The following is a 21,692-nucleotide window of genomic DNA, read 5'->3' on the forward strand; positions in this document are numbered from 1 at the left end:
CATCCTCAATTATTCTCATTCCTTCTTCTCTTGCCTGTATAATCATTTTTTGTTTTTCATGTTCTGCATTTTCTAGTATTTTTGCAGCTTTTTCTTTAGCTTGGCAAATTATTTTTTGTTCCTCTATTTTAGCGTTTTCTAACATTTTTGCTGCCTCTTCAATGGCCAGACTAATTAATTGCTGTTCCTCAAGTTGGGCAGATTCTAAGATGAATGCAGATTGTTCTTTTGCCAAGCTAAATATTTTTTGTTCTTCAACAGTATTATCAAACAAGTAATCAACTGATTTCTCATTTATGCTTTCTATCGGTTCTTCGGTTTCTATCTCATTTTCGAAAATCTCATTAAGGGTCCTACCCATTTTAGTGATAAGCCCTACCACAAGGGCATTTCCCATACAAAAATACCTGAATTTCTCTGGTATTCCTTTAGTCCAATCATCCTCAAAGCCATTTAAGCGTTCTGCTTCAATAGGGGTAAGTAAGCGGAGATTATGAGTCTTGGGATCTTCTATAACATGTGTACTACGATTTTTACTTGATTCACTCGTAAGCATCGTTCGTGCCGGGCGGTCTAATGGATCAGGGAATGCAATAGCTCCCTCCCGGAATATATATTCATAACCTTCTTTTGTTTTTCGAGGTTGTTCCTTGGCTCCTTTCATATATTTCCACTGCGATATGTTTTCACCTAAGAAATACTTTTCCTCTACTTCATCGACAAGTTTTTCTTCAAGGGTTTGTGGAGGTTGACCGACAGGTTCATATTTCCCTGAAAAAATAACATTTCCATACATGACTCCTGCTTCTCCAAAAGCACCATTTTTATAGTTATCAGAAACACTCTTTAAATCTTCATCTAATTTCCAGGGTAACGAATCTCGAATGGAACGAATTGGAAACTCCTTTGCGAAGAAGCCATCTTCAACAAGATGTTGATTCAGGTTAGAAGTATCGATTTTATTTGACACTCTTTTACAATGATTAGTAGTTCCATGATAGGCAAAAATAAATACTCTTCTACGTCTTTGTGCAAAACCATAGTCGGCAGCGTTAATGACGCGCCATTCCACGTTATAGCCTAAATCTCGAAAACAAGCTAACATTACAGCGAAATCACGGCCCCGCTGTTTAGTCGGTGACTTTAATAAACGATCTACATTTTCTAATAATACAAAAGGTGGTTTGTGCCGCTCTAAAATTCTACGAATTTCCCACCATAGTACTCCCTTTTTCCCTTCAATACCTTTAGCACCTGTAGAAGCCACAGAGTAATCTTGGCATGGGAAACCACCAACCAGTAAATTATGCTGAGGGATTGGATATTTTTCTGGGTTATCATTCACAACAGAAATATCCATATTTACTGCTTCTGTCTCAGGAAAGTGAGAAATATAGCAATTATATGCGTGTTGGACTTTTTTTCCCGGTTCCCATTGATTCGCCCAAAGAACATTCCAATCTCCTGCGTTTTTTAACCCCAAATGAAAACCGCCGACACCTGCAAAAAGTTCCACTACTGTTTTTTTCATAATTCCCTCCAAATAACCGAACATACAATCTGTTTATATCATATTATACTATGTTTTGTTTAAAAGATCAATGGAAAATGTTAATTCTATTTATAGTAATCGAATTTTTTTCTATACTATAAATTAGGTTAAAACACTACTTACGAGGAGTACATAAATTGAAATTTACAACAATTAATGAATTACTTTCATTTACGGCAAATATCAAAGGTAAAACATTTGGGGAGTTAGATAAGCTTAATCTTTTAAAGAAAAAACAGGATAAAGGTGCATTAGGTAAGGTTGTTGAAACAGGTTTTTATGGATATGAACTAAACAATGAAAGCAGGGCAGATTTCGAACACCTAAATGTGGAATTAAAAGTCACAGGCTTTATTAAGAATAAGGACAAAACTAGAACTGCTAAAGAAAGACTTTCTTTAAGTATGATAGATTATTTTAATATAGTAAAACAACAATTTGAGTTTAGCTCATTATTGTTTAAAAGTAAATTACTTCTTATCATCTGGTACGAATATAAAAAAGGTGTAGACTACAAAGATTTCGTAGTAGAAGACTTTCAATTATATGATATGGATCAAGATTTACCTGTCATTGAGATGGACTATAAAAAGATTCAACAAAAAGTTCTCAATGGTGAAGCACACCTCCTATCTGAGGGAGATACCGCTTTTTTAGGAGCTGCAACCAAAAGTGCGTCCTCAAAAGTCAAACGAAAACAACCTTTTTCCCTGCTACCAGCTAAACCAAGAGCTTTTTCTTTAAAACAGGGGTACTTAACAGGTATTCTTAGAAACCCAAGTACTATTTTGCAATATCCTCTCTTTACTAGCATTGAGGAATATTTAAAAGCTCAGCTCAAACCTTTTTTTGGTAAGACCCAGATGGAGATTTATCAAACGGTAACTCAAAAAGATTTTACAGGAAATATCCCTAAACAACTTGGAAAAATGATATCTGATATTCTTATCGGTAAAGATGAAGATCTCCCTGTAAAGCATCCGCTTTTTGCGAAGATTACGCATGTTATTAAAAACATTCCAATTGATGATAATTACTACCCTCTTGAGCGCCTTACCTTCAGGAATATTGTTCGTTCCGAATTTGAGCAGAGTTGGGAAGAATCCACTTGGAAAAGTTATTTCGAAGAAGTAACTTTTGCATTAATTTGTTATGAAGGTAAAGGTAAGAAAAATGGGCAGCGTGTCCTTAAAGATGTTCTATCGATATCTTTTACTGATGAAGACATTCAATTACTTGAAAAAAGCTATGAAATGGTGCAAAAAGCGATTTCCTTACATGATATTAGCAAATTGCCTTATCCAGGTTCATTTGAGGGGCAAGTGCTGGAAATTGCCCCAAGGGGTAAGGGAGGTGATCAAACCTACCAAGCGTTTTTCGAAAAAGATGTTACAAAAACATGCTTTATGATTTCCAAGGAATTTTTATATAAGAAATTAACGGAACAACTTTATAAAAAGAATTTATAGATATAAATAAGGACATGACATAATGGTTAAGTTCACTATTTTTCTTACAAATTCATAGGATAACAATAAATAATAGGAGCTTAACATGAAATTAAGCTCCTTTATTGTTTATATTAGGGTTTTCCTAAAACCTTTTGCCTCATAATCTGAAGGTGTGAAATCCTTTGCAAATGGAGAAATTTTCTCCTCTGGATTCTCCGATGCCACATAATAAAGGAATACAGCCTGTTTTGTTCTTGTAAGGGAAACATAAAGGATACGTTTTTCCTTGTCCTCAATTTCCTTTTTATCATCCAAAAAGTCCTTTGAATTGACAGATTTTTTCTTGTTTAAATTTTCAATTTCATCTTTGTGAGGATAATAAAACTTGCTGAAATCTAAGATAAATACATAATCAAACTCTAGGCCCTTCGTAGTTTTAGCCTCAAGAAAATATATGTCCGGCCGCCCGGTTCTGGTTGTTTGAGTCTTCCCTTCGGCTCGCTGGATATACGTATTGAAGGTGAAAAAACGTCCAAGGAACGTCCTAATCTCCCTTTCTTTTTGCACATCGTGCTGTCGATGGATAATCGCAAAGGTAGCTTTTGGTTCATCCCCGTGCAGTTCAAGGATTTTATTCCCTACAGAAGTTAACATCTTTTGATGCCCAGAAAACGCTTGTATGACCGGCTTTTCACCTTGCCGTGGAAAATATTTCTCATCATCGTACCTGGAATCCTCCTGCGAGCGAGAAAACTGTAAAGAGTTGGCCAACTTCATAATTTGGTACGTAGATCGCCAGTTCGTCTTAAGCACAACATTATGCCCGCTTTGAACGTTAATCCCTAACGCACGATAGGAAAATGGACTGCTCTTGTAAATGCGCTGCCGCTCATCGCCGCTTAGCGTCAGGGTCCCTGTATTGATGTTCACCAATACCCTCAACTGCATGGGCTGCAAATCCTGGACTTCATCGATAAAGATATGGTCATATTTTTCATTGTGCAACAGCCGGTGCAGGTTCTCCATAACAAGAAGCGCGTAGTCTTCCCTGTCGATACGGTTATAGAAGTCCTTCTGCTGGTCTTTCAGATAGTATTCAAACAGCCGAAAAATCGTCCGACGCTGTTTCACCGAAACATTCGGCAGTTTCCCGCGGCCGACCCTCTCACAATTCAAGTAGTCTTCCAGCGTGATGAAACCATTGCCCTTCATCCAGGAAAATTCATCAAAAAGGAAGGTCGTATTCTTCTTTTTCTTAATCGTATGAATGGACGGCAGATTCTTAAACTCTTCTGTTTCTAGTAGATCCATCAGCCGCAGCATGGTGCCCCTGACGTTATCCTCATTTCGGCTCAGGTTGTAATGGCTGGTTTGGAAAAACCTCACCTTTTTTCCCATGGATTTTAATAAATGGTGGGCAAGTTCATGAAAGGTATAGAAATGGACTGTATGGTGATGCTCCTTCAGTTGCTCGTAATACTCCGACTTCTTAAAGCGGTTCTCGGCATCCTTGACCAGCTCTTGGTTGAAGGAGACGAACAAAAAACGCTTACCGAAATCCTCGGACATCTTCTGCATCATTCTCGTCAACAGGGTGATGCTTTTCCCGCTGCCCGCAATCCCTTTGACCAGCAAATGCGTGGAATTCATCTTGGCCACTTTCTGCTGCTCATCACTCAATTCAATATTCTGCAGGAATTGAGCCGTCCTCTCTGAAATGTCATTTTCAATGCTAGGGACGGTGGTAAGGGCGTCTGACAGGACGGAAAACGCATAATCCAGCTTTTCTCTGTTATGATCAATTGCCTGCTGCGTCAATGTCATTTTCATCAAATCCCTTTTTAGAAATATCTACGGCATAATAGGCGTCTTCACAATATTCCGCATGCGGACATAGCTTGCAGAACACGGACGGACTTGCCTCCGCTAGGACTCCCGTTTGATTAGCCATCCTTTGGATCATTTCCGCCTTTTGCCTGCGAATTCCGGAAACCGGCGTAAATGCCGATTGCCAGATTTCATTTTGGAAGGCCCCGCGGTGCGTCAAAAATTGAAAATACAACATGCTCTCAGGATAATCGATATCGGCAAACTTCCGTCTTTTGCCCAGTCCATATTTCCGCATCCCGGCCACATAATCCTGATTCATGTTTTGATCAACGATGGTCCTTAACGTGATTTCCGTGATGAATGGGAACATCCGCTGCATCATGTCGATAATCTCAGTTTTGTTTTTCCCTATTGAAGCATAGATTTTCACGAGATTGCCAATCAGAAATCCCTGATGAAACGATGAACGATAGGTGGCAAACCCATCGACAATCGAACTGTAAAAGAAGCGTCTTTTGCACAAGCTCATTTCAGCAAATTCCTCTTGCGGTAGCTGGCCGATTTTTTGATAAACAAGCTCCGGATTCAGCCCCTCCGGAATGTAGGCAGGAGGTAGATAATCGTAGCTTCCCTCGTCAGTGTCCCCATCCGCTGAATGGTCCAGCAATTGGATGTAGATGGATTTATCCAAATCCTCATATTCATTCCAGTTCTTCACCCAAGATAAGCAGATTTTCCGATTAAAGCTCAAGGCGACAAAGAAAAGGTATCTTGAAAACGCCAAGGAATTCTCTTTTCGGAAAATATACATGTCGGCCGCATGGTTATTCAATTTGGAAATACAATCAAACGACAATGGCCATGGCGACGGAGAGGAGGTTTCCGGAAAATGCTTCTCATCCATCCCGCATAAATGGAGCTCCTCGAAATCATCCATGAGAATCAAGCCATCCAAGTCCGCCATCTTCCCTAATTCAATCGGCTGCACACCGGTATCTTCGTCCGTGTCACCAGCTATTGAGTCAGACGAGCTGAGTGCATTGTCAGGATCCTCAAGACCATTTTTCAAAAAGACCACAATGGCATCGGCAAGATCTCCGACATGATAAAAATGGTCATCGTGAATAGGCTTCGACAGCATCTCTTCCAGCTGTTCCACCAATTTCCCTTCAATCGGGTCCGTCAAGGAAGACTTCAAGTTCGAATCATCCAGAAGCTGCTGGATGCGTTGAAAATGAGTCTTAATGGTAATTCGTTCTTCTTTTATGTTAATGAGCCATTGGGCATCCTTCACCAATTTCTCCACAAACCCTTGCAGCTTGTTCAGCTCCCGCAGCGGCACGGAAAAATAGGAAAAGCGCAGGACAGGACTGACCCTGACCGCTTCAAGGTAATCGTCCTTCAGCAGATGATAATTTTTAAAAATCTGGGCGGATGACCGTTTGGCTTCAATCAGCAACTGGAACAGTGTTACCCAGTCATCAGCGGTCTGGCAGTTCGTGAAATAAGGCAGTACTGCCTTCAACTGCGCCGTGTATTGGCGGGCATTCTCCCCTTCGTTTTGAAGCCAGCCGGAAGCAAAGGATTCCATCAGAATCTTATCGGTCAGGTAATAATTCTGCTTTTCCTCATTCCAAATCGAATGGAGGTGGAACAGATACTGGCCAATCGGATACGAAAGGAAATGACGGTCCTTCAAGAAGGCTTCGGGACGGAATTCCTTCAATCTCTCCTTCAGTTCGTCACTGTTAGGCGACACATAACGGATCCCGTCCTTGATGTCGTTCACAAATTCAACCATATAATCATAAGGCTTCTCGGTTACGTTTTGCAGTTGTTCCCCATGGACATCCTTACCCTCAAAACGGGATGCAAACTGAAGTCCATTCAACGCCGAATCGTCTGTCGTAATCTGCCAATCCTCAGCCTTTGCCCAGCCATATCTTTCCGAGAAGTTTTCATTCAAAAACGAGAACACCGAAGGGAAATCAGTATTGTACAGATTCAGATAGACAATATTAATACCCAGTTCCTTCCATTTAGTAAAAATATAATGCTGCACAGGAGAAATATAGTAGAAGCCATGTAGGACGACCGTGTCGTCCGTCAGCGGAATCTTCGCTTCTTCCCTGAAAACTTTCCTGACTTCCTCCAGACTCTCTAACTTTTTAGCCGCATCATCCATATAATCCTTAAAGTTTGGCAGCATCGCTTCCCAAAGGTCGCAAAATAACTGCTCTTCCACCTTCGTTACATGGGGATGTAAATCCTGCGGTGTTAAGCCAATCTCCGTAAAGTTCCTCATCGTAATCAGCAGATTCAATTTATTTCGCTTAAAGGAGCGGAGCACTTTCGCATCCCCTGGTTGGTCCCTGTTTCGCAAAAGATCCGACAGCTGGCTATACTGGATGAACCGGTTTTCCGGAAGATTCCAGCCAGGGTAAAACAAGTCGACAATGCCCCCTGTGGATTTAACATATGGAAGCTCGAACCTTTGCTCCACTCCTTCTGCCAAAGCCCGAGTCGCACAAATATGCGGACAATGAAAATACGGCTGGAACTCCAGTTTTTCGTGGAAAGTATATGGATTTTCGTAGGTTAAAACTGTGACATTCCCACTCATATCTATCATCCTATCTAAATTGGGTTAGTAATCTGGACCAGGTCCATTGGAAGGCATCGTTTTTCATGTTCCGGATCAAAATCAGGTGATTTTTCGCCCGCGTCATCGCCACGTATAGAAGCCTCGTCTCCTCTTTGATAGATTCCGTATCATCATGGGAGGAAAGCTCCGCAAAATGGTTGTTAGAACGGACTTCATAGCCTGGTTTTTGAATTGACCAGCCTGCCTTCTCTTTTTTATCATCAAAAATGATTTTACTGAATGAAGAGGTAAACGGCCGTTCCGTAAACGGAATGATGACCGTATGATACTCGAGTCCTTTTGCCCTATGGGCAGTCAGGATATGGACATGGTCCAAGCCGCCGCCCGTCGGTTCGAAAGAAACCTCCTCTTCATCACGGTTCGTCGCAATCTGGACTTGAAGCCAGTCGGCGATTTGATTCAATGAGACAAAGTCCTCTGAAAACCGTTGATGGAGCAATTCAAACAGTTTGCCAACGGTCAGTTCATATTTCCGGGTTTCATCCGTTGCCTCTTTTACTAGCCGTTCCTCGGGATACTCCGTACCGTAAGCTTCCCGAAGTTCATCCAATTTACGAGAAAAAATCCAGTTATACGGCTTCCGATTATTGATAATCGTCCGCAGCACAGAAAGAACAGGCTGAAAGGATAGCAGTTTATGATACTTTTCAAAAGAAAAGGATGTTGCCCCTTTAAGTATCTCCACTGTTCCCGTCGTATACCTTCCGGCCTCCAGCAGGTCCGGAATAAGATTTTTCTGGACCTGACCGTAAGGACCCTCCAAAAGATTCGCCAAATATTTACCGTTATCGGGAAACAGCAACGCTAAAATAAGAGAATGAAAGTTTCTGACTGCCGGCGACAGGAAAAATCCTCCCCCTACTTTGAGTTTAATCGGGAGCGTTTCCTCCTTGCACCAGCTATTGATCATCCTCGCCTCTTCAATGGTCCTCGTCAACACTGCAAGTTTTTCAGGCTCTTCATCCGACTTTTTGGCTTCATTCAATTCTTGGATTTTTTTAAAATCCTGCTTGATAAACGGCATGATGTTGGCACGCATATTTTCCTTCGAGTCTTCCCGTTTTTTTAGAATGACAAGGGGCATTTCCTCATCCCCGTGCCGCATTCCTTTCAGCCTGTCATTATCTCCGTCATATTGGAGATAATCCTTCTCGCCCCACCAAGTGAAAAACTGATCCATTTCCGTCAACAGTTCTTCCGTGGTACGATAGTTCTTATTCAAATAATAATCTTCGTCATTGATGGAAATCTGCCGCTCCTGCAAAGATTGTTTAAGGATTTGAAACGCCGTATGATTGGCACCCCTGAAGCGGTAAATCGACTGCTTCGTATCTCCTACTACAAACAAGGTGGAACCGAACGCTTCCTGCAGAGTGGCAATCAGGCGGATTTGAACATCGTCACTATCCTGGAATTCATCGACGAACAAGTAGGAAATCTTCGTGGATAATGTCTGGAAGGCCTTGGCCCCATGCGTTTCCCGAATCAAATCAATTTGTCTTGTCAAGTCGTTAATCATCACGGCGTTGAGGATTTCCTTCTCCGAAATAAACCGCTCTTCGACCTTACGAATTACCGTCTGAATCAGATTGTTCAGCCGTTCATTGCCAGGAGGCGCATCGCCAAAATCGACCACTTCGATAATTTCATGTGAAGAAAAGCCCTTCTGCTCGAACTTCTCCCAAAAATCGTAGAGTGTATCGACCAACTCATAAAATTTTAACGGAGATAGCATATCTTCGATGTTCAGGTCTTTGTTGGCAAGTTCCGTTTCAAAATAACGGTTGAGCTCTTCCTCAATCCAGCGCTTTTTCTCCGTTTTGAAGCTGCGCAGCTGAAGGTTCAAGCCGAATCCCCTTAATGAACCAAGCTCCTTCAACAACGCCTTTGAAAAGGAGTGGATTGTTTTAATGCTCATTTCGTTCAATTGCTCAAGGAGCGCCAATAACTGTTTGGAACCTGTTGCTTTGGAACGAAGGAAAAGCTGCTCCCTTAATTTTTTGTACATATTTTGGGCCGCGTCCCTCGTAAAGGTAATCATCACAATTTCGGCCGGCTTGATTTTTTCCTTCAATAACAGATAAAGGACACGTTCCACCATAACCGTTGTTTTACCGGTACCCGCGCCCGCTTTAACCATGATATTTTCATGATACGGTGCATGTTCAATCTTATATTGTTCAACGTTGAACCTTGGAAAATCGTGGACAATTCTAGTAATCTCTTTATCCCATCGACCATCAATGATGGTAATCTTCTCATCGATGGTTATGTCCTCCATCATCTGGTTGAACAGCTTTGCCTTCTGAAAAGGCGCGAGTTCTTCTTCCGTCCGGTTCAACAGCGTTTGTTTATTCGTAAATAGAAGGACTTTTACACCTTTTTTCAATAAGCTGAATAAGAAGTCTGATTCCCGTTCTATTACATTGGAATCAGCATACAAAACATATGAATATACAATTGGTTGATTCAACATGAATCGTTTTCCCCATTCCCATTGCAAAAATATTACGTATATTACTATTATAGTATACTTTATTTCTCACTTCTAGGATTTGGAATCAAAATCCGACTAGTCTTGTAGGAAAAAGACAAGAAAAAACTCGCCAAATGGCAAGTCTTTAAGGTTTATCCGTAAAATAATAGTAAAATATTACTAAACACTTACCTTCTCAAAATAACGAGTATCGAGTTCCTTCAGTAAGCGGGAAGGTTCCACGTGGGAATAGAGCTGCAAATAAGTACAAGCCCGAGTCATGGAAACATATAGTAATCTCCGCTCCAATTCCCAGTATTGTTCCTCATCCACGTCCTCAGCCAGCTTTGGCTCCACTAAATCCATGACCATCACATAATCGAATTCCAAACCTTTGGACGAATGATAGGTCGATAGCTTGATTCCAGGTTCGTGTGGATTGCCCTCATCCTTTTTAATGAATTGACTCGTAAGCCTTAGTTCGTCCAGGGCATATTTAATCCGATAGGCACTTTTCCAATCCCTCGTTAAAACCGCGATTGTCGCCTTTGGAGTTTCCTTTTGGATCTGTTGAATCGCTTTCGCTACGGCCTTGTCTTGAGTTTCCCTGGCTGCACATTGGAATAATACAGGTTTCGGGCCCTCCCTGGATGGTAAAGCAGGTGGGACAAATTCTTCATCATTGATAATCGAATCATGCCGCTGCAGACTGGCCGCAAGCTCGATGATCTGCTTCGTCGACCGGAAGGAGTCCTTCAATATCTTCGTCCGGCCCCCAGTGATATTGAGGCCGATGTCCCGCCACGCAAACGATGTCTTATAGATTTTTTGCCCCTTATCAGCGGCCACTATAAAGGACTTGCTGGCTGCCGCTCTCAATACCTGAAGCTGTACCTGTTGGAGGTCCTGTGCCTCATCGATGAAGATATGGTCATACTTCACTTCATCCTTCAGTTTGGACAGGTTTTTAGATAGGATTAACCCGAAATCATTGTAATCCAGTAATGACCCCTTATCTCCGTTGTAAGCTTCATAGACTTTAAAAATCAGACGGCGGTCCGCAGCCGTAACACGGACTTCGCTGCCTCGGCCGCGGCGGTTGGCGTCAAGGTAATCCTCCAGGGTATCGATTCCCTTCCCTTTCATCCAGGCAATCTCATCCTTTAAAAACTCGCTGTACTCACTTGATTTGACAAAACGGTGCTGTGAGGTTGCGGCCACCTTTTCGATGGCATTTTTATGGGAGTCCCGATACCTTGGATTGATCATCTTGTAGCTCTTATTCATGACCTTGAAATAGGAACTCATCGCCCAGCTGTGAAACGTCCGAATATCAAGGTTATTTAAATTGAATTCTTTCATCAACAGCTTGGCGGAATTCGTAAGTGTGCTGCTATAGGTAAAAATGGCCACCTTGTCATTCGGATATTTGATTGCCGTATCCTTTGCTTTTTTTAAAAGCACGAGGGTTTTTCCGCTGCCGGCAATCCCGCGAATCAATACTTCATTTCCTTTAAAATCAACGATTTCCTGCTGTTGCTTTGTTAATTTATGCTCCAAACTTGCACTCATCTGAACAAATCTACCCTTCTAATAAAATACAACAATTTATGGCCAATCATCGTCGTCATCAATTTCTGTAGGACCTGATCTCAAGAAATCCATGGCTGATACTAATAGGCCCTTATCCTTAATCTCTTTTACAGCTTCTTTCGTTACTTCTTCCACAATCGTCAAAGGCTGCACGGTTTCCTCCAATGTGCGCCACTTGGCTGCAACCGTTTTCCACACCTGTAAATTCATTATTTTCTCTTCACCTCATCTACCGCATAGACCCCGTCAGCGCAATAATCAACATGTGGGCAGAAGCGGCAATTATAGCCAGGATTTGCTTCGAGTGAGGCGGCCAATTCCGGCGCTGGATTTTTCAAGTTTTTCATGATCTCTTCTTTCTTAATCATGACTTCCTCAAAAAGCTTATTCCGGTTCACATTTGTTAATCCTGGAAACTGGAAGTTCTTACGCGTTTCACTGACCGAAACATTCTCCATAATGACATCCTGCCGTTCCTGACGGCGCCCGGCATAGCCTATGCTCGTTTGGGCAAGCGTGTCCTTCTTGAACTCCGTCCACTGCGGGAACAACTCGCTCACAAGCTCGATAACCTCATCATTCGGTTTCTGCGTATATCGCTTAACCATCTTGACAATCTCCGTAAAAATGAACTGGTGAATAAATTCATCAGAAAACACCGGATAACGGCCTAGGACATACCCGTAATAAAAACGGCGCTGGCACAGCTCAAATTCGGCCAAAATATCCTCGTATTTCAGTTCATCAAAGGCTGACCGCAATGCGTCCTCATCCGGCAAATAAGCAGCGAAATCAAAAGGATTTTCCTTGATTTCCCCGTATTCTTTGGATTCCAGTGGTGGTTCCACTACCTTTAAATCCAGCTGATGAACATAGACCGCCGGCTGTAGATCGACACGGTCAAGGAAATTCCGAATCCAGGAGAGTTCCAGCTGTTCCTTCGGCAAAAATTCCAATGCGATAAACAGCAAATACCTTGATATCTGCTTGATGGAACCATTCCGCAGCTCGTTCAATTCGAGGACACGGTGCTTTTGGCTTAATAACGCAAACGTTTCATCCTGCAGCGGCCATGGTGTACTGAACTCGCTAAGAGGAAGACCTTGTTCATCGAGACCGGTCAGATAGAACTTCTTCACGTCCTTCTTGAAGGCCTCCCCATCCACCTCGATGAATGGCTTGATAAAGGCATCCTCATCATCGGAAAACTTGCCGCTCAGGTAGAATGAAATGGCCTGCCCAATGTCCTCATACAAAAATAAATGATTGTCCTCGATTTGCGAGATTTTATAGTTCAGTTTTTCAATTAACTGCTCTTCCTCTTGCTGGAGGACCGTATGGTTAACGGGATTATGTTTTCTCATCAACTCGGCCAACCGGGCGAAATGCTCATTGATTGAAACAGTTTCACCAGAAAGCACGAACAAATGGGTAGCCAGGTCCTCTAAAAGTGCGACAAAGACGCGGACTTGCTTCACTCTCTCCACATCGAATGAAAGATAGGCAATCTTTGTGAACGGACTGCGGATACTTTCCACCACCCGATTATCGTCCACCCCTTCAAACAATGGAAGAATCTGCTCGTATTGTTCAATCAGCTCCTGAAAACGTCCCAGCCAATCTATCGTCGTCGTACAGTTAACGAAGAAAGGCAACAGCTGCCTCAATTCATGTGTATAATCCCGGGCATTCTTGCGGCTGACTTCATCGTAAAGCCATCCTGACGAGAACGTGCTCATGAGGATTTCTTCATTCATCACAAGCTCTCCATCCTGCAGCATTTCGTGGATTTTTAAAATAAACCGGCCCACAGGATAGTTTAAGAAGTTTCGTTTCTCTGCAAATTGTTCAGGATAATACTGCACTAAAATTCCATTCAAGATATCCGCATTGGTAGCGATAAATTGGAAGTCCTTATGTTCGGTCGGATTTGTTTTTTCCCCGATTGGATAATGCTTCATGATGCGCTCGTGGAGATAATCAAGGAACGTATCATAAGCGATGATCTCCGGCGGCTGGTCCAACCGATTGGCTTTTCCTTCCTCGAAGGCGTTCAGCAGAGTCGTTCCTACAGTAGTTGTCTTGTCATTGTTAGGCTGGATTTTCCAGTCATCCGTCCAATCAAACCGTTTCGTAATGAACGCCTTTGTAAAATCGAAGGTGTTCGGGAACCGGTCATCGTACATGTTCATAAAAATCAGTTCAAAGCCCGTTTCCTGCAGCTTTTTCAAAAAAATCTGCTGCTCGGGCGTAATGAAGTAGAACCCGTGGAGGACGAGCTTGGTATGAGTCAGCCCGATTTCGGGCAATTTAATATCCAGTCCCTCTTCCAAGCGATTTTCCAAAATCTTATTGAATGCTTTAATGATTTTCTCCCGTTTCCATTTATGGTTCAAAATCTTCCTCAAATCTCCATAGGAAGAGTCCGCACCTTCTAAATTGGTCCAAACCTGTTGGAAGAAAATCTCTTTGGGAGTCAACTCAGGATTGGCCGCTAAGTGATGTGGCTCAATCCCCGAGAAGACCAACCAACGAATCGTCTCCAACAATTCGTCGGTATTGCTGCGGAACGAGTCCATCAAGGACTTTGTGCCGATAGTTTCACTGATAACTTTCGCAAGGGTAAGATATTGATTCAGCTGCGTCTCGGGTGAACTCCATCTGCCTAGTAATCGGTTGATGACTTGACGAACAGTAAAGATATATTGGAATTCACCTTTATCGTCATCTCCATAAAAATCCTTGATTCCGTCCGCCATGTTCTTGGTAGCTGTTATATGAATCTCTTTCTTTATAAGATTAAATAAGTCCTTTTGCTCACGCCATTTTTTAGGATGATGGTAGGTGTATACACTAACGTCCATTTCGCACCTCCTTAATACCCGCAGCTTTAATCAAGGAAGACCAGGTATCCTGTTTGTCCTGCTCCGGCAGGATGACAACAAGTCTCTCCTTCGTCCTTGTCATCGCCACATACAGCAATCTTGTTTCTTCCTTGTTTGTTTCATTTTTCTCGAAGGTATTCAATTGGTCATAATAGCTGCTGCTGCTTCGTTCCTTCAAATACCAGCCAACCTTGCGTCTATTCCCGACGATTTCATTTTCCTCTTGAATATGGAAAGACGTCCGATCTCTTTCGAAGGGCTCATCCGTTTTCGGAATGATGACCGTATGGTATTCCAGGCCTTTTGAACGGTGAACCGTCGTAATCTCAATACTTTGTTCGGATGATTCAATCATCGGTTCGTTTTCCGACCGGTTGGTGCGGATTTGCAGGGTAAGCCATTCATGCAAAGTAAATAATGTCCCGCTCATCGTATCGAATTGCTGCTGAATGATATTCATCAAATGGAACAGGTTTTTCTTGTATTGTTCTACATCTATTTTCTTTTGACCGTCCTTATTGGACCGTTTATCGTAAAAGTCCGATAAATGCTGAAGAATTCCCTTCTCAGAAATAATCTTTTGGACCACCGCCATGACTGGCAGGGTTTTTAAAGCTTCCACATATTGAGTAAAATCGTTGCCTATTTTACTATGGATAAACTCGACAATCTTCTTGCTGTTTCCGGAAAACGGCAATAGGACCTGATAGGGAATCTCATATCGGAAGTATGGCGTCTGCAGCGCGTTGACCACATACTTCGCTTCATCCGAATATAATAAACCATCAAACATGCACTTGAAATCACGGACGGCATCACAGTTATAGAAGGTACCATCCAGGTTCTGCAATGTTGGAATATCGGCATTGTCACACCACTTTTTCACCGCTTTTGCCTGAGCATTTGTCCTGACAATCAAGGCGATTTTGCGATTTTTATCTTTCGCCATTTTTTCCGTGATGGCCAGCGACTCTCTAATGGCCGCAACCATTTCCGTTTCCGCCTGTTTTTGATTCCTTGTTTTAATAAATTGGTATTCATTCGCTTTTTCAACCGGGGTATCAACACCCTCTAAGCGGTCATTCTTTGTGTAGGACAACCAGCCTTTTTTCCCCCATTCGGCAAAAAGGCGGTCCAGCTTATTTAAAATACTCGCAGTCGTCCGGTAGTTCTGGTTCAATGCAATCGGAGTAAATGCAGATTCGTCCTTCTGCTCTTTTTTCACCTTGCTATCGAGCAAATCAAAGGATTTGTAGTCGGCGCCGCGGAAACGGTAGATTGACTGCTTCACGTCACCCACGACAAACAATTTATAGTTCAGGTAATTGGCAAGGCTTGCGACCATCTCGATTTGAACATTATCGCTGTCCTGGAACTCATCGACAAATAAGAATTTGTCCAGCTGAAGCTGCTTCATCTTCTGTTCGTCCTGACTGAAGTCCTTAATTTTACGGATTAGGTCGCCCATGGACACCGCATTTTCCTTTTTCTTCTCAATGTCGAGATTTTCTTCACAGTGTTGGAAAACGTACTCAAATAACCCCTGGACGATTTGGTATTCGGGAGATTTGGCATGACCCCAATCCAATTTTTCTATTTCATCCTTGGTGAGACCCTTCTTCTCCATTTCCTCCCAGAAGTCATAGATGACATTCACTAATTCATAATGAGGAAATTGAAGCTTAACCAAATCACTGACCGGATTGTTACGAAAATATTCGTTCGCCAGCTGTTCGATAATATCCTTTTTCGTCTTCACGAAGCTGCGCAATTGAACGTTCCGGCCAAGTCCCAGCTCATGGGCCAATGAGACAATGATGGTCTTGGCAAAGGAGTGGATGGTACTGATCTGCATCTCCTTAATATCTTCCGCATAACGGATATATTTTGTTTCGCCGGTCAGCTTGGAAAGATTGATCAGTTTCTTTTGCAAACGTTCCTTCATTTCATTGGTGGAATCGTTAGTAAACGTAATCATGATGATATCTTTCAGGGAGATATCACCTTTGGCCAACAAGAACAAAATACGGTCGATCATGACATGGGTTTTCCCCGTACCTGCTCCGGCGGTAACCATTAAATGTTCCTCTAACGGTGCATGGGAAGCATTATACTGACCCAAATTAAACGAAGAAAAATCGGCTTCAATGACCTTCTCGATTTGCTCCGTGAGGTTTTCCCCATCATGGATGATGATTTTTTCTTTCGTTGTCGCTATATTTTGACTGTTATAGACTAATAACTGGTACTCATCCTTAAAGGACTTCCGCTCCCCCAACCACTTCTGAGGCAGGGAAGAATAGCTTAGGAGGAAGATTTTGATTCCCCTTGTCAATGCTTCCTCAATCGAGGCCTGCTCCTCCAGAAACTGGGTCCCACTTGACAATATATACAGTCTGGAAAACTGTTCCTCTTTTATGACAATCGTCTGGTTCTCTTCATCCTTAATGGAGAATAGGGTCTTCATGATGGACCATTGGCGATTATTTAATGGTTCATTCGTTTTTACAATATAATAATCTTCCAATCTGCCAATATTGTTCTCGATATCTTCCTTAAATAGAATAGGAGGAGAATTCAGGAGCTGATCAAATCCCCTCGCTTCCCACTCCTTACTGGTAATATAAGGCAGTGCGATGACAACGCGCTTACTGAAGCTGCGGTACAGCAGCGGATTTTTTTCAATCTTATTGCAAAGCATGTTCAACTGCAGCTCGGCCTGGTTATACGGCTCACCTTTGTCTGTATAAAAACCCTCGCGATAATGCCAAACATGCCCTTGAATGCTCTCTATGGTATCAATGGAAATCCCTTTTACTTCGATTACAGTGACTCCCATGCTTTTATCGACTACTAATATATCTATCTCTTTACGGCCTCTGTGGCCTTGATTAAACATTGGATAATGTAAAAAGGCAAAACTCTGACGGTTAGAAAAATAGCTTTTGACCTGTTCCCAAACCTTTATTTCTGCTTCCAAACCCGGCCTATTCTCTAGTTCTGTCTGGATAAACAATCATAGTACCCCCAATATAAGACCTATTACCTATTTTATTATACAGAAAAAGTAAGTGTGGGAGTGTAATTTGTATACATTTTTTTGCAGACAATTCCATTTACTCACATGAATACAGAATGGGGGATTGCGTTATCTCCAGATGAGTTTAATATAAAAAAAGGAATATTGATAATATTAAACAAGAAAAAAAGTCTACCCTGTAAGGATAAGACTTTAAATGAAATTTACCGTTATTATTTATCTCCCTGTTTGTTGCGGAAGCCTTATTATTGAATGATCTATTAATAAAAGTCATCTCATAATCATTGTAGTTATCAGCATCTTCTGTATTACTCTCATTGTCTAAAACAGCATCATAATTGCTTGCTAGTTTTCCAACGTCGTATACATTGGATGATTCAAATATTTTTTCGAATTCAAAATCCATCCCTAATTTGATTATTATAACCAAAGCTGCAAGATCATATATATAAAACTCTTTATCGTAGATATCCTTCTCACTTTATAATTCAATGGAAACGGTAGTGGATGATGCTTTGATTGTTTCGTTTGTAATCTCTTTGCGGTCATCATACCAATGTACTTTTATTTCTTTTTGATTTTAAGAAACCTCCGTAATAAAGCCTAGGAGTTTTTCTTTTACCTTGGATTTTTTGCCAACAATAGCACCCTTTGCGAAAGTATCATCAAAGTATCCATTCGAGCTGTTTTTAAATAACCTCATAATAAATTCCACTACCATCACATTGAAAACATTTCCCGTTATCTATATATGAAAATCTTGCTATATACCCTATTCCTTATATTTGTAAAAAAGCATTTGTGCTTCCTAGAAATATACATTTCCTCGCATTGATTGGTAGACCTTCAAGGCGATTTGGCGAAACCTGATTTTTTCGTATACATCCTGAAAGCGAATTTTTTCTATAGCCGCCCATAAAGGGTTGTTACGTGTCATATCCAGCATTTCATATCCATCTCAAACGGGATCAAAAAGTAGCGCTTCTAGCATCAACAGGTAGTCTTCTTAATACATAGTATGTATCGCATTTTTCTAATTTCCGATAATTCCTTTTTCAAATCTTTAAAAAACTCATATAAGAAATGGATGTCCATTGAACATGTCCATACGTTTTTCTTTCCCCCTCAATTAGAAAATCAACTGACAAAAGGATAAGCAAAATCCCTTAGTGAAACCTTTCTTTTTGGAGTAAACAAGTATCTGTTCTTAGTTGCAGAGATTTCACCTTATTTTCGAATATGATTTTCTCTTTTTGACCGAGTTGTTGGATAAAAATGTACTATATCTTTGTAGCCTTCTGCTACTCTTTCACAGAATAGGATTATTATATTGTCCACTCTCATCCATGTGGCGAGTATTGGATTCATCAAAGTTGAAAACCATTTAAATTGCTTCTGTAGAAACTAAGAATGAAACATTCTTTTGATTCAAGACTTATTCGGTATATAGGCATGTTGATTAAGTATTAAATTGTCCTTTGCATAAAATCATACTTCCATAATGAGTAAATTCAGTCTATTATGTCTTACACTTTTTTCTACGCGTGAACTGATTGCCATTCCAACTTATTTATTGAAAAGAAAATTGCAACCATGTCCTCTATCATGTCAATTAATAAAAATTTTTCATAGTTTTCTATATACAAATAAAAAGAGAACGGTTTACCTAGCCGTTCTCTTTTTCTAATTATTTAACTAAATAATTATTTAAATTAACTTTTGACGTAATAAACTCGTCCTCTATGAGCTCCTCTACTATTTCCCGCAAACAAACTACCTTAATTTTTTTCATCTTATCCGTATGAAATAAATAACTTTTATCTTGGGACAATTTGTACTTACCGTCTATAGCCGAATACTCACTTAAGTTATTTGGATGAAAATCCCAACAAATCAAATGTGAAACAAGCGACATTGAATGACCTAAGTCCTCTTTTTCACCTAACAAATATTTTAATTCGATAAATGAGAAAGCTCCTTCACTATTTAACATGTATTCATCCCAATTATGGTCCCATTGGTTTTTAAAACGTTCTTTTATATTTAGTTCTTGATATAGTTCAAATTCCTTTATTTTCCCTACACAATCCAAAGATTTATTTTCACTATAGTCTAATAATACAAAATCAAACTCATTTGGGTAATGATGTAACATTTGACATAAAACACCGTACATTTGGACTTCATTTAAAGGCTCTAGAATATAACCCTGAAAATCATAAATCTGTTCTGCTTCCTTAGTCACTAATATTCTTCGACTAGAACTCATTGAGTCACTAACACGTTTTTTTAATATATTTGCCGGAATTATTAGTTGTTCATTTATTATTGAAATTATATTTTCAAGCCTAGCTAACATCTGTTCTGATTCTCGAAGTATCCCATTAACTACATTAATGATTCTATCAGCTTCTTTCTCAATTTCCATATTTTCATCTTCCGGTAGTTCATTAATTTTAGTATATTTCTCTATTATTGAATTTAAAGAAATGCTAATATTTTTTAAGACTCTGATGGTTTCCTTTGTTTCATTAATTAAATTAAAATCTACCCCAATTTCCTTTGCATCTGCACAAACTGATTCAAGATGAAGCATAAAATTGTTAATGTTTTGAGCTCTTATCCTTAATAAAGTTTCTAATGAAGGTTGGTTTTGGTTTTCCCTCTTTATCTTCTTTTTATATTTATCTAAATATGTTGATAATTTGACTTTCGTCTTATCATTGATTTTTTTTATAATAAGAGAAGCTAATGAACTTTTAATATCATATTTATTCTTATTAACTTGGATTCCGAAAAATTCATCAAATATAGGAGAAAAAGCAATTTCGGCCCTAAAATAGTTAAATGATGGGTGATCAGTACAAATCTCTAATATTTTTGCTGCTCTACCAATATATCGAAGATTCCTTTTAATATAAAAGCCAGAGTACTCAGGCGAAGGCAGTAAGATATTAGGTATTTCCCCGGCGATTTCGTTTTTAAACCTCGTCTTAATAAACTTTGTGTTAAGATGAAACATACTTATTTCAATATTCTGTTGAAGAAGTTCATTCTCGTCATTAAATAAATGACCATATTTTCTAAAGATTCTATGCTTTACAATCTCGTCTTCCCTCTCTAATAATTCTCTAAGATTGATATTGAACCTATGTAATAAATTTGAGCCGATTCCCCTTTCTACAAATTCGATGTCCTGAAGAAATGGATCTATGGGCTTTACTTTATTACCATTAATAAATATTTCATTACCTCTTTCTATATACTGCCTGTATGTAATCCCAAACTGTTTTAATAGGATTTCAACAAGTTTATTTATATTTTCTGTCTCTACTTCAGATTTTCTTACTCCCTTTACTTGTACAACAGTTCTGACATAAAAATTAGAATTATCTAAATCTAGAAGTTTATTATTCACAAAAATATTGGGTTGTTCTTCCCGCTTGTATGAGAATACCTCCTCTGAGATTTCGTTACTCTCTATACAATTAAGCCACCATTTAGCGTCAACTTGTCTTGAATAGAAAAATAATCGATTTCCAACATTTAAATGGGAAGACATTCCGTAATGAAATAAACCATTTAGATTATTTAAAGCATGTAAACTTGAAAACCTCTCGCCTTCCATTCTTCCGAAATTGAATACATTATCAACATTTGTTCCTGGACCATTATCTAAAATAATATAAGAATATCTTTTTGATTTAATTATTTCGCCTTCTATTAGTTCTTCATAATCCTCATCGAGTATATATATGTCAATACGATCCCCGGTACCTTTTTCTTTAACCCAGAAAGATGCATCAAAAGAATCGTCGATAGATTCCATTATTGCTTCTGAATAAATAAATCCAAGGTTTCGTTTTCCGCTATCAAGTTCAAATTTTTCCTTTCGGGTTTCAATTATATTTTCCATAGAATTCATTATGTTTCTCCACTCCCCTATAAATTACTATTTTTACCCCTATAAACACTTCAATTAATCTCTTATTAAAGTTAACATGAATACCATTAATCATTACGTTTCACCGTGTCATCCCAAAAATTCACCGTGCCTTTTGAAGAATTACAGGAACAACAATCAGGAACAATATTATCAATCGTATCTGTTCCTCCCTTCGAGAGCGGTATTAAATGGTCTCTAGTTCTTTGTTTGGGACACACCGACTTTGTCATCCTCACCCCACTATAAAAACAACA

General features: G+C 40.1%; 10 protein-coding genes and 1 pseudogene. 1 reads left to right on the plus strand and 10 read right to left on the minus strand.

What is annotated here, in order from left to right:
• Positions 1 to 301: 301 nt before the first annotated feature.
• A pseudogene (gene dcm, locus ACZ5B7_RS16990) lies at positions 302 to 1,531 on the minus strand (DNA (cytosine-5-)-methyltransferase); the annotation flags it as partial.
• A gap of 158 nt (positions 1,532 to 1,689) precedes the next feature.
• Between dcm and ACZ5B7_RS16995 the strand changes: the two are divergent.
• Positions 1,690 to 3,021: a Sau3AI family type II restriction endonuclease gene (locus ACZ5B7_RS16995; RefSeq protein WP_464490237.1), complete on the plus strand. Its 1,332-nt coding sequence runs from the start codon at positions 1,690 to 1,692 to the stop codon at positions 3,019 to 3,021.
• A gap of 108 nt (positions 3,022 to 3,129) precedes the next feature.
• On the opposite strand, the gene ACZ5B7_RS17000 is transcribed toward ACZ5B7_RS16995, so the two are convergent.
• The 9 genes from ACZ5B7_RS17000 to ACZ5B7_RS17040 form a co-directional block, all read right to left on the minus strand.
• Positions 3,130 to 4,833 (minus strand): UvrD-helicase domain-containing protein, encoded by a 1,704-nt coding sequence (locus ACZ5B7_RS17000; protein WP_464490238.1) that lies wholly within the window; start codon positions 4,831 to 4,833, stop codon positions 3,130 to 3,132.
• Positions 4,802 to 7,456, minus strand: coding sequence for a PD-(D/E)XK nuclease family protein (locus ACZ5B7_RS17005; RefSeq protein ID WP_464490239.1), 2,655 nt, complete (start codon positions 7,454 to 7,456; stop codon positions 4,802 to 4,804). The genes ACZ5B7_RS17000 and ACZ5B7_RS17005 overlap by 32 nt, the downstream gene beginning before the upstream one ends.
• Positions 7,457 to 7,466: 10 nt before the next feature.
• Positions 7,467 to 9,974 (minus strand): UvrD-helicase domain-containing protein, encoded by a 2,508-nt coding sequence (locus ACZ5B7_RS17010; protein WP_464490240.1) that lies wholly within the window; start codon positions 9,972 to 9,974, stop codon positions 7,467 to 7,469.
• Between the two features lie 180 nt (positions 9,975 to 10,154).
• Positions 10,155 to 11,546: a 3'-5' exonuclease gene (locus ACZ5B7_RS17015; RefSeq protein ID WP_464490241.1), complete on the minus strand. Its 1,392-nt coding sequence runs from the start codon at positions 11,544 to 11,546 to the stop codon at positions 10,155 to 10,157.
• Positions 11,547 to 11,582: 36 nt separating this feature from the next.
• Positions 11,583 to 11,777, minus strand: coding sequence for a hypothetical protein (locus tag ACZ5B7_RS17020; protein ID WP_464490242.1), 195 nt, complete (start codon positions 11,775 to 11,777; stop codon positions 11,583 to 11,585).
• Positions 11,777 to 14,431, minus strand: coding sequence for a hypothetical protein (locus ACZ5B7_RS17025; RefSeq protein WP_464490243.1), 2,655 nt, complete (start codon positions 14,429 to 14,431; stop codon positions 11,777 to 11,779). The genes ACZ5B7_RS17020 and ACZ5B7_RS17025 overlap by 1 nt, the downstream gene beginning before the upstream one ends.
• On the minus strand, positions 14,421 to 17,468 hold the full coding sequence (locus tag ACZ5B7_RS17030; protein WP_464490244.1) for a UvrD-helicase domain-containing protein: 3,048 nt from the start codon (positions 17,466 to 17,468) through the stop codon (positions 14,421 to 14,423). Before ACZ5B7_RS17030 ends, ACZ5B7_RS17025 begins: the two co-directional genes overlap by 11 nt.
• A gap of 1,711 nt (positions 17,469 to 19,179) precedes the next feature.
• Positions 19,180 to 21,417, minus strand: a complete 2,238-nt coding sequence (locus ACZ5B7_RS17035; protein WP_464490245.1) for a hypothetical protein — start codon at positions 21,415 to 21,417, stop codon at positions 19,180 to 19,182.
• An 86-nt stretch (positions 21,418 to 21,503) separates the two neighbouring features.
• Positions 21,504 to 21,668, minus strand: a complete 165-nt coding sequence (locus tag ACZ5B7_RS17040; RefSeq protein ID WP_464490246.1) for an HNH endonuclease — start codon at positions 21,666 to 21,668, stop codon at positions 21,504 to 21,506.
• Positions 21,669 to 21,692 lie beyond the last annotated feature (24 nt).

This window comes from Neobacillus sp. S1115 (genome assembly GCF_055385565.1).

Excerpts from the sequence above, each read along its gene's own strand:
- ACZ5B7_RS17000 (WP_464490238.1), bottom strand. The coding sequence starts at position 4,833 with ATGAAAATGACATTGACGCAGCAGGCAATTGATCATAACAGAGAAAAG.
- ACZ5B7_RS17020 (WP_464490242.1), bottom strand. The coding sequence starts at position 11,777 with ATGAATTTACAGGTGTGGAAAACGGTTGCAGCCAAGTGGCGCACATTG.
- ACZ5B7_RS17035 (WP_464490245.1), bottom strand. The coding sequence starts at position 21,417 with ATGAATTCTATGGAAAATATAATTGAAACCCGAAAGGAAAAATTTGAA.
- ACZ5B7_RS17010 (WP_464490240.1), bottom strand. The coding sequence starts at position 9,974 with ATGTTGAATCAACCAATTGTATATTCATATGTTTTGTATGCTGATTCC.
- ACZ5B7_RS17025 (WP_464490243.1), bottom strand. The coding sequence starts at position 14,431 with ATGGACGTTAGTGTATACACCTACCATCATCCTAAAAAATGGCGTGAG.
- ACZ5B7_RS17040 (WP_464490246.1), bottom strand. The coding sequence starts at position 21,668 with ATGACAAAGTCGGTGTGTCCCAAACAAAGAACTAGAGACCATTTAATA.
- ACZ5B7_RS17005 (WP_464490239.1), bottom strand. The coding sequence starts at position 7,456 with ATGAGTGGGAATGTCACAGTTTTAACCTACGAAAATCCATATACTTTC.
- ACZ5B7_RS17015 (WP_464490241.1), bottom strand. The coding sequence starts at position 11,546 with ATGAGTGCAAGTTTGGAGCATAAATTAACAAAGCAACAGCAGGAAATC.